This window comes from Pseudomonas sp. FW305-70 (genome assembly GCF_058783925.1).
In genome coordinates, this window is record NZ_JBYSYZ010000035.1 from 35,802 (window position 1) to 48,667 (window position 12,866).

At 61.7% G+C, this 12,866-nt stretch carries 10 protein-coding genes; 7 read left to right on the forward strand and 3 right to left on the reverse strand.

Annotated features, from left to right (window positions below; all coding sequences use genetic code 11):
- Positions 1-293 precede the first annotated feature (293 nt).
- From AC3WN7_RS21980 to AC3WN7_RS22000, 5 genes are all read left to right on the forward strand, one after another.
- Positions 294-1,319: an ABC transporter substrate-binding protein gene (locus tag AC3WN7_RS21980; protein WP_095967714.1), complete on the forward strand. Its 1,026-nt coding sequence runs from the start codon at positions 294-296 to the stop codon at positions 1,317-1,319.
- Positions 1,316-2,260: an ABC transporter permease gene (locus tag AC3WN7_RS21985; protein WP_173862116.1), complete on the forward strand. Its 945-nt coding sequence runs from the start codon at positions 1,316-1,318 to the stop codon at positions 2,258-2,260. The genes AC3WN7_RS21980 and AC3WN7_RS21985 overlap by 4 nt, the downstream gene beginning before the upstream one ends.
- Before the next feature lie 6 nt (positions 2,261-2,266).
- Positions 2,267-3,076, forward strand: a complete 810-nt coding sequence (locus tag AC3WN7_RS21990; protein WP_007976227.1) for an ABC transporter permease — start codon at positions 2,267-2,269, stop codon at positions 3,074-3,076.
- A 16-nt stretch (positions 3,077-3,092) separates the two neighbouring features.
- Positions 3,093-4,247 (forward strand): ABC transporter ATP-binding protein, encoded by a 1,155-nt coding sequence (locus AC3WN7_RS21995; protein ID WP_102674893.1) that lies wholly within the window; start codon positions 3,093-3,095, stop codon positions 4,245-4,247.
- A gap of 401 nt (positions 4,248-4,648) precedes the next feature.
- The gene (locus AC3WN7_RS22000) at positions 4,649-6,364 is read left to right on the forward strand and encodes an amidase (protein WP_102674892.1); all 1,716 of its coding nucleotides are present in this window, start codon (positions 4,649-4,651) and stop codon (positions 6,362-6,364) included.
- 495 nt (positions 6,365-6,859) lie between these two features.
- Here AC3WN7_RS22000 and AC3WN7_RS22005 read toward each other — a convergent pair whose 3' ends face one another.
- On the reverse strand, positions 6,860-7,858 hold the full coding sequence (locus AC3WN7_RS22005) for a bile acid:sodium symporter family protein (RefSeq protein ID WP_095967710.1): 999 nt from the start codon (positions 7,856-7,858) through the stop codon (positions 6,860-6,862).
- 84 nt (positions 7,859-7,942) lie between these two features.
- Here AC3WN7_RS22005 and AC3WN7_RS22010 point away from each other — a divergent pair, with 84 nt between their 5' ends.
- Positions 7,943-8,731: an AraC family transcriptional regulator gene (locus tag AC3WN7_RS22010; RefSeq protein WP_102674889.1), complete on the forward strand. Its 789-nt coding sequence runs from the start codon at positions 7,943-7,945 to the stop codon at positions 8,729-8,731.
- 143 nt (positions 8,732-8,874) lie between these two features.
- On the opposite strand, the gene AC3WN7_RS22015 is transcribed toward AC3WN7_RS22010, so the two are convergent.
- Positions 8,875-9,975, reverse strand: a complete 1,101-nt coding sequence (locus AC3WN7_RS22015) for a polyamine ABC transporter substrate-binding protein (RefSeq protein ID WP_102674888.1) — start codon at positions 9,973-9,975, stop codon at positions 8,875-8,877.
- Positions 9,976-10,425: 450 nt separating this feature from the next.
- On the opposite strand from AC3WN7_RS22015, the gene AC3WN7_RS22020 reads away from it, so the two are divergent.
- The gene (locus tag AC3WN7_RS22020) at positions 10,426-11,043 is read left to right on the forward strand and encodes a glutathione S-transferase family protein (RefSeq protein WP_095967707.1); all 618 of its coding nucleotides are present in this window, start codon (positions 10,426-10,428) and stop codon (positions 11,041-11,043) included.
- 194 nt (positions 11,044-11,237) lie between these two features.
- Here the strand turns inward: AC3WN7_RS22020 and AC3WN7_RS22025 are convergent, their stop codons facing one another.
- A complete protein-coding gene (locus tag AC3WN7_RS22025) occupies positions 11,238-12,644 on the reverse strand; it encodes a purine-cytosine permease family protein (protein WP_102674887.1) in 1,407 nt (468 codons plus the stop codon).
- Positions 12,645-12,866: the final 222 nt, after the last annotated feature.

Consider the following 12,866-nt stretch of genomic DNA (forward strand, 5'->3'; position numbering starts at 1 on the left):
ATGCAATCCCCTGTGGGAGCGGGCTTGCTCGCGAAAGCGGTATGTCTGACAGAGAGATGTCGACTGACACTCCCTCTTCGCGAGCAAGCCCGCTCCCACAGGGGGAATGCGTCGACACTGAAAAAGCGCTTTTGGCTGATAGCCGGTACGGCAAAGTGCTTGCACAAAGCTTGGAATACCATAATATGATATTCCATAGACCGGACAGTCAGCACTGACTCGCCGGACCTACTGCTCCCGATAGGCGGGCACTCGAAAGCCCCGCTCATAAACACAACAATGAGGGCGTGAAAATGGTGTTGAACAAACGTGCGACCGCGGTTCTTTTTGCGGGACTGCTGAGTGTGACCAGCCAGGCATTGCTGGCGGCCGAAAGCGTCAACTTCGTCAGTTGGGGCGGCAGCACCCAGGATGCGCAGAAGCAGGCCTGGGCCGATCCGTTCAGCAAGGCCAGCGGCATCACCGTGGTGCAGGATGGCCCGACCGACTACGGCAAGCTCAAGGCCATGGTCGAAAGCGGCAACGTGCAATGGGACGTGGTCGACGTCGAAGCCGACTTCGCCCTGCGCGCCGCCGCCGAAGGCTTGCTCGAACCCCTCGATTTCAAAGTCATCGAGCGCGACAAGATCGACCCGCGCTTCGTCAGCGATCACGGCGTTGGCTCGTTCTTCTTCTCCTTCGTCCTCGGCTACAACGAAGGCAAGCTCGGCGCCAACAAGCCTCAGGACTGGTCCGCGCTGTTCGACACCAAGACCTACCCCGGCAAACGCGCCCTCTACAAATGGCCAAGCCCTGGCGTGCTCGAACTGGCGCTGCTGGCCGACGGTGTAGCGGCGGACAAGCTCTATCCGCTGGACCTGGACCGTGCGTTCAAGAAACTCGACACCATCAAGAAAGACATCGTCTGGTGGGGCGGTGGCGCGCAGTCGCAGCAACTGCTGGCCTCCGGTGAAGCGAGCATGGGCCAGTTCTGGAACGGCCGGATTCATGCCCTGCAGGAAGACGGCGCCCCGGTCGGCGTAAGCTGGAAGCAGAACCTGGTCATGGCCGACATCCTGGTCATTCCCAAGGGTTCGAAAAACAAGGACGCGGCGATGAAGTTCCTGGCCAACGCCAGCAGCGCCAAAGGACAGGCCGACTTCTCCAACCTGACCGCCTACGCCCCGGTCAACGTCGACAGCGTGGCGCGCCTGGACTCGGCGCTGGCCCCGAACCTGCCGACCGCTTATGCAAAGGATCAGATCACTCTTGATTTCGCATACTGGGCCAAGAACGGTCCGGCCATTGCGACACGGTGGAACGAATGGCTGGTCAAATGAAAATGACGGCAACCGCGCCTCGTCCTTCCACGGCCTCCGGGAGCGCCATCGGCGCTGCCGGTTCGGCAGTCGGCCAGACCGTTGCAAAGCAAGCCTCGCCGTCGCTGAAACAGCGTTGGCGTGGCGCCAGTAACCTGGTCCCCGCCCTGCTGTTTCTCGGCCTGTTCTTTCTCGCGCCGCTGATTGGGCTGCTGCTGCGCGGCGTGCTGGAACCGGTGCCGGGCCTGGGCAACTACGAGCAACTGTTCGCCAACTCGGCCTATGCCCGGGTCCTGCTCAACACCTTCTCGGTGGCGGGCCTGGTCACGCTGTTCAGCCTGTTGCTGGGCTTCCCGCTGGCCTGGGCGATCACCCTGGTGCCGCGTGGATGGGGGCGCTGGATCCTCAACATCGTGCTGTTGTCGATGTGGACCAGCCTGCTCGCCCGCACTTATTCCTGGCTGGTGTTGCTGCAAGCCTCCGGGGTGATCAACAAGGCGCTGATGGCCATGGGCATCATCGATCAACCGCTGGAGATGGTGCACAACCTCACCGGTGTGGTGATCGGCATGAGCTACATCATGATCCCGTTCATCGTGCTGCCGTTGCAGGCGACCATGCAGGCCATCGACCCGATGATCCTGCAGGCCGGTTCGATCTGCGGCGCCAGCCCCTGGACCAACTTCTTCCGGGTGTTCCTGCCGCTGTGCCGGCCGGGGCTGTTCTCCGGCGGCCTGATGGTGTTCGTGATGTCCCTCGGTTACTACGTGACCCCGGCGCTGCTGGGCGGTGCGCAGAACATGATGCTGCCCGAGTTCATCATTCAGCAGGTGCAGTCGTTCCTCAACTGGGGCCTGGCCAGCGCCGGCGCCGCGTTGCTGATCGTGATCACGCTGGTGTTGTTCTACTTCTACCTGAAGCTCCAGCCGGAATCCCCGGTTGGCGCCAGCAACGCGAGGTAAGCCGTCATGCTCCTGACCCCCAATGCCATGAGCCGCCGGATGCGCTTCGGCCTCTATGCCACCACCGGGCTGATCGGTCTGTTCCTGCTGCTGCCGATCGTGTTCATCGTGCTGCTGTCGTTCGGTTCGTCGCAATGGCTGGTGTTCCCGCCGCCGGGCTGGACGCTGAAATGGTACGGCCAGTTCTTCTCCAACGCCGACTGGATGAACGCGGCGATGGCCAGCCTCAAGGTCGCGGTGCTGACCACGTTCTTCGCCGTCGCTTTGGGCCTGCCCACCGCGTTCGCCCTGGTGCGCGGCCGCTTCCCTGGCCGGGAAATGCTCTACGGCCTGTTCACCCTGCCGATGATCGTGCCCCTGGTGATCATCGCCGTGGCGGTGTACGCGCTGTTCCTGAAACTCGGTTACACCGGGACCATGTTCGCTTTCGTGGTCAGCCATGTGATCGTGGCATTGCCGTTCACCATCATCTCGATCATCAACTCGCTGAAGCTGTTCGATCAGTCGATCGAGGATGCGGCGGTGATCTGCGGCGCCTCGCGCCTGCAAGCGGTGTTCAAGGTGACCTTCCCGGCGATCCGTCCGGGCATGGTGGCCGGCGCCCTCTTCGCCTTCCTCGTCTCGTGGGATGAAGTGGTGCTGAGCGTGATGATGGCCAGCCCGACCCTGCAAACCCTTCCCGTGAAAATGTGGACCACCCTGCGCCAGGACCTGACGCCCGTGATCGCCGTCGCCTCGACGCTGCTGATCGGCCTCTCGGTATTGGTCATGGTGATCGCCGCCGCTCTGCGCCGGCGCAACGAAATCAGCGCTTGAGCGCCAGGAGTACGACATGAGTGCAGTGATCAAAGATTCCGCGCAGCAAAATGACAACCCCCTGGTCAGCCTGCGTAACCTGAACAAGCACTACGGCGACTTTGCCGCCGTGGACAACATCTCGCTGGACATCAAGGACGGTGAATTCCTCACCTTCCTCGGCTCCAGCGGCTCGGGCAAAAGCACCACGCTGTCGATGCTCGCCGGCTTCGAAACGCCGAGCAGCGGCGAGATCCTGGTCGACGGCCAGTCGCTGGTCAACGTGCCGCCGCACAAGCGCGACATCGGCATGGTGTTCCAGCGCTACTCGCTGTTCCCGCACCTGTCGGTGCGCGACAACATCGCCTTCCCGCTGACCATTCGCAAACTGGCCACGGCTGAACGCGAACGCCGGGTCGATGCAATGCTCAAGCTGGTGCAGCTTGAGCAATTCGCCCATCGCCGTCCTTCGCAACTGTCCGGTGGCCAGCAGCAACGGGTCGCCATCGCCCGGGCGCTGGTTTACGAACCACGCATCCTGCTGATGGACGAACCGCTGGGCGCACTCGACAAAAAACTGCGCGAAGACTTGCAGGATGAACTGCGCCAGCTGCATCGGCGCCTGGGCATCACCATCGTCTACGTGACCCACGATCAGGAAGAAGCCATGCGCCTGTCCCAGCGCATCGCGATTTTCAGCCACGGCAAGATCGTTGGCCTGGGCAGCGGTTATGACCTGTACCAGAACCCACCGAACGCCTTTGTCGCCTCGTTCCTGGGCAACTCCAACTTCCTCAAGCTCAAGGCCCAGGGCAATGCGGTGGCGACCTTCGAGGGGCAACCGCTGTCGATCCGACTCACCGCCAGCCTGCACACCGACCAGGACGTGCTGCTGATGGTACGCCCGGAAAAAGCCCTGGCCCTGAGCAATGAACAAGCCCTCGCCGAACCGCTGGCCGCCGGCTGGAACGAAGTCTCGGCCAAGGTCGTGGAAGTGCTGTTCCTCGGCGAAAGCCAGACCTGCAGCGTGATCACTGCCGGCGGCACCTCGATGACGGTCAAGGCACTGTCCGCCGCCGGCATGCCGCTCAAGACGGGTGACCCGGTGCGGGTGCGTTGGGCCACTGCCGACGCCTGCGTCTACACCGAATGGGCCGAAAGCGACCTGAACAAGGCTGCCGGCGCTCACTGATCCATTGGCCTGCGCGCGCGGGCCACTATAATGCGTCACCCTCGGGCCACCACAACGTCGGGTTGTGGTGGCCTTTTTTTGCTCTTCTGTAGGAGCAGCCGGTCGACGCTCGATTGCTCGCGATGGACTTTAACGATGACGCGCAAACTGGATAAACGTGGAGCACTTGAGCCCATCGCCAGCAAGCTGGCTCCTACAGTTTCCCGGGATGGCGTGAAGTCGCCTGTAAGATAAATTGGACAACGGATTCCTAAAATCCCGGTTTAATGCTAAATAGTGCTCAGTATTTTTAACACCCGACCCTGTCGTGCCACACAGTGCAACGAGAATAACGATATGAAAGTCCATTTCGAGAAAAGTGAAGTGTTTGGGACCCTCCACCTGCAAGCGGCGGTGGCAGCATGATCGAAGTCACCGAAGTTTCCATTGCCGTGCTGCGCGCCGCGCTCGAATCCGGCCAGACCACCTCGGTTGAACTGGTCCAGGCCTATCTCGCGCGAATCGACGCCTATGACGGCCCCGAGACGCCCACGGCACTGAACGCGGTGGTGGTGCGCAACCCCGAGGCTCTCGCCGAAGCACAGGCCGCCGACTCCCGTCGCGCCAAGGGCCAGGTGCTGGGTCCGCTGGACGGCATCCCTTACACCGCCAAGGACAGTTATCTGGTCAAGGGCCTCACCGCCGCTTCCGGCAGCCCGGCCTTCAAGGACCTGATCGCCTATCGCGATGCGTTCACCATCGAACGCCTGCGTGCCGCCGGGGCGATCTGCCTGGGCAAGACCAACATGCCGCCGATGGCCAACGGCGGGATGCAGCGCGGCGTCTACGGCCGTGCCGAGAGCCCGTACAACGCCGGCTACCTCACCGCCCCTTTCGCCTCCGGCTCGTCGAACGGTGCCGGCACGGCCACCGCGGCCAGTTTCGCCGCTTTCGGTCTGGCGGAAGAAACCTGGTCGAGTGGTCGCGGCCCGGCCTCGAACAACGGTTTGTGCGCCTACACCCCTTCGCGCGGCGTGATCTCGGTACGCGGCAACTGGCCGCTGACCCCGACCATGGACGTGGTCGTGCCGTTTGCCCGGACCATGGCCGACCTGCTCGAAGTGCTCGACGTGGTGGTGGCCGATGACGCGGATACCCGCGGTGACCTGTGGCGCTTGCAGCCTTGGGTGCCCATTCCGAAATCGTCCGAGGTACGCCCGCAATCCTATGCCGCGCTGGCGGCGAACAGCGAAGCGCTCAAAGGCAAGAAATTCGGCATTCCGCGCATGTACATCAACGCCGACCCTGAAGCCGGCACCAGCGAAGCGCCGGGCATCGGTGGCCCGACCGGCCAGCGCATCAACACCCGTCCTTCGGTGATCGGTCTGTGGGAACAGGCGCGCAAGGCCCTCGAAGACGCCGGTGCGCAAGTGATCGACGTGGACTTCCCGCTGGTCTCCAATTGCGAAGGCGATCGCCCTGGCGCGCCGACCGTGTTCAATCGCGGCATCGTCTCCAAGGAATTCCTGCACCATGAACTGTGGGACCTGACCGCCTGGGCGTTCGATGACTTCCTGCAGGCCAATGGCGATCCGAAATTGAATCGCCTGGCCGATGTCGACGGCCCGCAGATCTTCCCTCACGACCCGGGCACCCTGCCCAACCGCGAGGGCGACCTGGTCGCCGGCATGGACGAATACGTGCGCATGGCCGAGCGCGGCATCACGCCGTGGGACCAGATCAGCACAGTGCCCGACGGCCTGCGCGGGCTTGAGAAGACCCGCAAGATCGATCTGGAAGACTGGATGGATCGCCTGGGCCTCGACGCGGTGCTGTTCCCGACGGTCGCCGATGTAGCGCCTGCGAATGCCGATGTCGATCCGCAGTCGGCGGATATCGCCTGGAGCAACGGTATATGGGTCGCCAACGGCAACCTCGCCATCCGCCACCTCGGCGTGCCAACGGTCACCGTGCCGATGGGCGTGATGCCGGACATCGGCATGCCGGTCGGCCTGACCTTTGCCGGGCGCGCCTATGACGACTCGTCGCTGCTGCACCTGGCATCGGCGTTCGAGTCCACCGGCAGCAAACGCATGATCCCGCCGCGCACCCCGCCATTGGCGGCTGACAAGCAGTAATGTAAGAGCTGGCTTGCCAGCGATGGTCGTCAACGATAACGCGTGTGATCTGGATAAACGCGGCGTCCTTGAGTCCATCGCCAGCAAGCTGGCTCCCACAGTTTTAGCGTGGGCACGGTCCCCTGTGGGAGCTGGCTTGCCTGCGATGTTCGTTAACGATAACGCGTGTGAACTGGATAAACGCGGCGCGCTTGAGTCCATCGCCAGCAAGCTGGCTCCTACAGGTATTGCGTGAAAAACGTCGCGGACGCGGTCCCTTGTGGGAGCTGGCTTGCCAGCGATGTTCGTTAACGATTACGCGTGTTAACCGGATAAACGCGGCGTCCTTGAGTCCATCGCCAGCAGGCTGGCTCCTACAGTTTTAGTGTGGGCACGGCCCCCTGTGGGAGCTGGCTTGCCAGCGATGGTCGTTAACGATTACGCGGGTCAGCTGGATGACCGCGGCGCGCTTGAGTCCATCGCCAGCAAGCTGGCTCCTACAGTTTCCCGGGGTTTTCAGGGATCGACCTGGGCCATCAGTTGCGGAATCGATTCCGGGCGATTGGCAAAACGCTGCGCCAGCACCGCACAGACCATCAGTTGAATCTGGTGGAACAGCATCAACGGCAGGATCAACACGCCAATGGTGCTACCGGCAAACAACACCTGCGCCATCGGCACACCGGTCGCCAGGCTTTTCTTCGAGCCGCAGAAAAGAATGGTGATGCGGTCTTCCTGATTGAAGCCGAACGCCTTGCCCAGTACGGTCGAGGCCACCAACACCAGCGCCAGGACCACGCAGCACGCCACCACCAGCCCAACCAGGTCCAGCAACGGAATCTGGTGCCAGAGGCCTTCGATCACCGCCTCGCTGAACGCGCCGTAGACCACCAGCAAAATCGAACCCTGATCGACGAACCTCAGCCAACTCTTGTTGCGCGCCACCCAGTTGCCGATCCAGCGTCGCGCGATCTGCCCGGCAATGAACGGCAGCAGCAACTGCACGCTGATCTTGAGGATGGCGTCGAGGGTCGAGGCGCCTTCACCGTGCACATTGAGCAGCAGGGTCACCAGCAAGGGTGTGAGGAAAATCCCGAACAGGCTCGACGCCGCCGCGCTGCAGATCGCCGCCGGGATGTTGCCCCGCGCCAGCGAAGTAAAGGCAATCGCCGACTGCACTGTGGCGGGCAGCGCACACAGGTACAGCATGCCCATGTACAGGTCGTTGCCGATCAGCGGTGACAGCAGCGGTTTGAGCGCCAGACCGAGCAGCGGGAACAGTACGAAGGTCAGGCTGAACACCAGCAAATGCAGGCGCCAGTGCCCGGCACCGGCAATGATCGACTCGCGGGACAGCTTGGCGCCGTGCAGGAAAAACAGCAGCGCGATGGCGATGTTGGTCAGCCAGCCAAAACCGACCGCGACCTGGCCGCTGGCAGGCAGCAGGCTGGCGAGCGCGACCACGCCGATCAGGGTCAGGGTGAAGTTGTCGGGTAACAAACGGGGGCGAGTCATGGGTTGATCATCCGGGGGTTGCCAGTACGTGAAAGCGACTCTAACGTGACTGGATATTACCGACTAACGCCGATGAGCCCACCGATGCCGCCCAAAGGACATGACAAAAGTATCCGGCGCAGTATTCCCGGGCTGTCCAGCCTGCCCAGGCCGCTCTACGGACGTACCGAATCGCTGCCCAATCGCGCCCTGACCCGGCGCCACAGCCACCCGTGGGTGCAGTTGTCCTATGCGATCCAGGGCGTGCTCGAAATCCAGACCGGCGTCGGGCGCTTCGTTGCCCCGCCGGAGCGTGCGGTGTGGATTCCGGCGGGCATGCCGCACCGGGTGTTCAGTTCGCCGCGCACGGAAATGCGCAGCCTGTACATCGATTGCAGCGTCTCGACCTGGGCGCCGCCGGGCTGTCATGTGTTGGCGGTCAGCGATCTGTTGCGCGAGTTGATCCGTGCCTTCAGTCAGGTTCCGGTGGAATACGATCAGGACGGAGCGCACGGCCGGTTGGCCCAGGTGATTCTCGATCAGTTGGCTGAGGCCCCCCAGATCGACCTGATGCTGCCGCTGCCCCAGGACAGCCGATTGCGGCAAATTGCGCAAAGCCTGGAGTCGCACCCCGAGCAACAAACCACCCTCAGTCACTGGAGCGACCAATTCGGCGTCACCGAGAAAACCCTCAGTCGCCTGTTCCTGCGCGACACCGGCCTGACCTTTCGCGCCTGGCGCCAGCGCTTGCGCCTGCTCGGCGCCCTGACACCGCTGGAACAGGGTGAGCGAGTGACCGACGTCGCACTGGCCTGCGGCTACGACTCAACGTCGGCGTTTATTGCGGCGTTTCGTCAGCAGTTTGGTGAAACGCCGGGGGAGTTTTTTCGATAAATTCGACACAGGACGACCTGTAGGAGCGAGCTTGCTCGCGATGGACTTAAGAGCGCCGCGTTTAGCCAGTAAACACGCGTTATCGTTAACGACCATCGCGAGCAAGCTCGCTCCTACAGGGATCTCACAAAAATACCCCAGTGTTACTGATCAGACTTGATGCTGGTCCACACCCGCGTGCGCACCCGCTCGAGCTTTTGCGGCAATGGCTGCACGACGTACAGCGTCTTCAATGCCTCGCTGGTCGGTGTCAGGTTCGGGTTGCCGGTGATGTCCTTGTTGATCAGCGCCAGCGAGTCCTTGTTGGCATTCGGGTAACCGAGGAAGTCGCTGATCGGCGCGATGACTTTCGGGTCCAGCAGGTTGTTGAGGAATTCGTGGGCCTCGTCGACGTTCCTGGCGCTTTTGGGGATGGCGAAGGTGTCGAACCAGATCGGCGCGCCCTCTTTGGGCAGGCGCCAGTCGACGACCACACCGTTGCCCGCCTCTTTGGCGCGGTTGCCGAACTGATAGAAGCTGCCGGAGTAACCGATGGCTACGCAGATATCGCCGTTGGCGATGTCGGTCATGTACTTGGCGGAGTTGAAGTAGGTGACGTAAGGACGGACCTTGAGCATCAGTGCCTTGGCTTTTTCGTAGTCATCCGGGTTCTGGCTGTTCGGGTCCAGCCCCAGGTAATGCAGGGCCAGCGGCAGGATCTCCGATGGCGAGTCGAGCATCGCAACGCCACAGGCCTTGAGCTTCTCCATGTTCTCGGGCTTGAACACCAGGTCCCAGCTGTCCACCGGCGCATTCTCGCCCAGCGCCGCCTTGACCTTGGCCGGGTTGAAACCGATCAGCACGGTGCCGTACATGTAGGGCACGCCGTACTGGTTACCCGGGTCGTTCTTGTCCAGCAGCTTGAGCAACGCCGGGTCCTGGTGCGACCAGTTCGGCAGTTTGGACTTGTCGAGTTTCTGGAACACGCCGGCCTTGATCTGGGTTTCGATGAACTGGTTCGAGGGCACCACCAGGTCGTAGCCCGAGTTGCCGGTGAGCAGCTTGGCTTCTAGGGACTCGTTGGTGTCGAAGGTGTCCCAGGTCACCTTGATCCCGGTGTCCCGGGCAAAATCCTTGGGTACGGACGGCAGGATGTAGTCCGCCCAGTTGTACACTCGCAATTCGCGCGGTTCGGCGTGCACCGCACTGGCCAGCAGCGACAGTCCGCAAACGGTGGCGCCCAGTATGCGTTTCATTGAGTCCATGGATCATTTCCCCAAGTGTGGCGTGAGTTCGATGGTTTTTATGTTCTGTACACGGCAGCGGCCTTGAAAATAGCCAAGGGCAAGGAAGTCAGCTTCTGGTTGTGATTCTTGCCGAGGGCGGGGCTGGTTCACAGCGTGAGTCAGGCCAAAAGGAGATCGAAACGGCCAAAATACCTGTCCGCATTGATCAGCGTCGCGAGGCGTTTCACCGACAGCGCGGCGGCCAACCCATACATCGTTTTTTCTGTGGGAGCGAAGCGAAGTCGTAGGTGTATTGCCCGGCAGGCTATTATCAAACGCGGTGAAAGTCGTTTTCGTAGAGGGATACGGCTTGTCGCGCAGGGGTATGGACGATCACTGTTGTTGAATATCGGTGCGGCGGATTTTCATCATACTGACCTCATCGGCAGTGTTCACTGGCTGCCTGTGTGCACTCAAGGAGCAATGCCCATGAACGATCGGATAGAGCTGTTCGGCGCCAGTACCGGCAACAGTCTGCGGGCCGCGATCGCCCTGGAAGAGTCGGGCATCGCCTACACGGCACGCAAGCTCGACCTGTATGCGCAGGAGCACCGCGGGCCGGACTTCCTGGCGCTTAACCCGGCCGGGAAAGTGCCGACCCTGATCGATCACGGGACGACACCGCCGCTGGTCATCAACCAGTCCAACGCCATCATCCAGTACGCCGACTCCATTGCCCCCGGAAAGCTGGCACCGGCGCAGCCGGGACCTGTGCGCACCCGAGTGATCGATCGCTATTTCTTTTTCGTGACCGATGTCATCGCCCCCAGCCATGCCGCGTTTTTTCTGCACAAGGAAGGGCAGGACAAAGCGGCGGCGATCATCGATCTGCGGGTGATCGAACAACTGACCTACTCGGAACGTTTTTTGACCGGCGGATTCATGGCCGGCGAACAGTTTTCCATGGCCGACATTTCGGCGTTCACCATCGCCATGGCATTCCGTGACCGGCTGGACTGGAAGCTGCTTCCACGGCTATCGCGCTGGTTCGACACGGTCGAAGCCAGGCCAGCGGTACAACGCGGCCTGAATGCGTTCAAGCAGTGATGAGCAATCAGCGAACACAAAAATGCCCGACACGCCGCCGTCATTGTGGGAGCGAGCTTGCTCGCGATGGACTCAAGAGCGCTGCGTTTAGTCAGTAAACACGCGGTATCGTTAACGTCCATCGCGAGCAAGCTCGCTCCTACAGTGACGGTGACGCGCCGGGCATTTTCAATCGCACACCGAACGATTTTGCCTCAGTCGGTGTAGCCGAACTTCACCGCACGGTTTTCCTGCGCCTGGCTGCGCGTAGCGAGGCAGTAATACAACGGGCATGTCACCACCAGCCCCACCAGCCACGACAGGTCCGCGCCGTCTACCAGATTGGCGTATGGCCCGACATACAGTGAAGTGTTGGCGAATGGCAACTGCACGATGATGCCGATGAAGTAGGCGATGATCGCGTGCAGGTTGAAACGCCCGTAGATGCCGCCGTCTGCGCGGAAGATCGAGGCGATGTCGTAGCGGCGACGCTTGATCAGGTAGAAGTCGATCAGGTTGATCGACGCCCAGGGCACCAGCACCAGCAACAGCGCCAGAATCAGGCCGATGAACTGCGAAATGAAGTTCGCCGAGGCACCCAGCGCCACCACGCAGCAACCCGCCAGGATAATGCCCGACAACACCACGCGCACCTTGATGCTCGGCGTCCACTGGCTGGCGAAGGTCTGGATCGAGGTGATGATCGACAGCACCGCGCCATACAGATTCAGGGCGTTGTGGCTGATGATGTTAAGCAGGAACAGCACCATCAGGATCGGCCCCAGCCAACCGGTGGACTGCTTGACCGCCGCCATCGCCTCGGTGCCTTCGGGCGTCGCCAGCACTGCCACGGCACCGAAGGTGAACGACAGGATCGTGCCCAGGGTCGCCCCCAGGTAAGTGGCGAAGAACGGCCGGGTGATGCCGATGTCCGCCGGCAGGTAGCGCGAGTAGTCCGACACATACGGCGAGAAACTGATCTGCCAGATGATGCCCAGCGAGACCGTGGCCAGCCAGCCCGACAGGTTGAATCCGCCGCGAGTGAAGAAGTCCGCCGGCAGGTCATGGGCGAAGATGTAGAGGAAACCGGCGAGCAACGCGCTGCCCATGACCCAGGTGCCGATGCGGTTGAGGGTGTGGATGAAGCGATAACCGATCACCCCGATGGCCGTGGCGCTGAGTGCGCCGATGAGAATGCTGGCCGGCACCGGAACCGACGGCGCAATGCCGACGATCGATTTGCCAGCCAACACGATGTTGGAGATGAAGAAGCCGATGTAGATCAACGCGGCGAAGAACACGATCAGCAGCGCGCCATAGCGGCCGAACTGACCACGACTCTGGACCATTTGCGGAATGCCCATGCACGGCCCCTGGGCCGACGCCAGCGCAATCACCACACCGCCGACCATGTGCCCGAGGGCAATCGCCAGCAGGCCCCAGAACAGGTTGAGGTGGAACACCTGGACCACCATGGCGCCGGTGACGATGGGCAGTGGCGCGATGTTGGTGCTGAACCACAGGGTGAAAAGATCGCGGGCCTTCCCATGGCGCTCTGCGAGTGGAACGTAGTCGACCGTATGGTTCTCGATCAACGGATCTTGCCGGGACATCTGGGACATGTGCATGAACTCGAGTTTGTCTGTTCTTATCTTTGTATGAAGCCAAACCGGGGGGACTCTCTGGCCGCCCCTCAGATGCGGACCATATTATGGTATTCCAAACTTTAAACAAGACTGATCCGGTCTTTGAACAAGCATCTGAGCCGGCATCCTGCCCGATTCACGCCCACATTTGTTAGCCAATAGCCCAGCAATCATTGGGTTTCCGACGAAAGCAGTACG

Coding starts and splice junctions, on each gene's coding strand:
- AC3WN7_RS22000 (WP_102674892.1), top strand. CDS start 4,649: ATGATCGAAGTCACCGAAGTTTCCATTGCCGTGCTGCGCGCCGCGCTC.
- AC3WN7_RS22005 (WP_095967710.1), bottom strand. CDS start 7,858: ATGACTCGCCCCCGTTTGTTACCCGACAACTTCACCCTGACCCTGATC.
- AC3WN7_RS22010 (WP_102674889.1), top strand. CDS start 7,943: ATGCCGCCCAAAGGACATGACAAAAGTATCCGGCGCAGTATTCCCGGG.
- AC3WN7_RS21990 (WP_007976227.1), top strand. CDS start 2,267: ATGCTCCTGACCCCCAATGCCATGAGCCGCCGGATGCGCTTCGGCCTC.
- AC3WN7_RS22025 (WP_102674887.1), bottom strand. CDS start 12,644: ATGTCCCAGATGTCCCGGCAAGATCCGTTGATCGAGAACCATACGGTC.
- AC3WN7_RS21985 (WP_173862116.1), top strand. CDS start 1,316: ATGAAAATGACGGCAACCGCGCCTCGTCCTTCCACGGCCTCCGGGAGC.
- AC3WN7_RS21995 (WP_102674893.1), top strand. CDS start 3,093: ATGAGTGCAGTGATCAAAGATTCCGCGCAGCAAAATGACAACCCCCTG.
- AC3WN7_RS21980 (WP_095967714.1), top strand. CDS start 294: ATGGTGTTGAACAAACGTGCGACCGCGGTTCTTTTTGCGGGACTGCTG.
- AC3WN7_RS22015 (WP_102674888.1), bottom strand. CDS start 9,975: ATGGACTCAATGAAACGCATACTGGGCGCCACCGTTTGCGGACTGTCG.
- AC3WN7_RS22020 (WP_095967707.1), top strand. CDS start 10,426: ATGAACGATCGGATAGAGCTGTTCGGCGCCAGTACCGGCAACAGTCTG.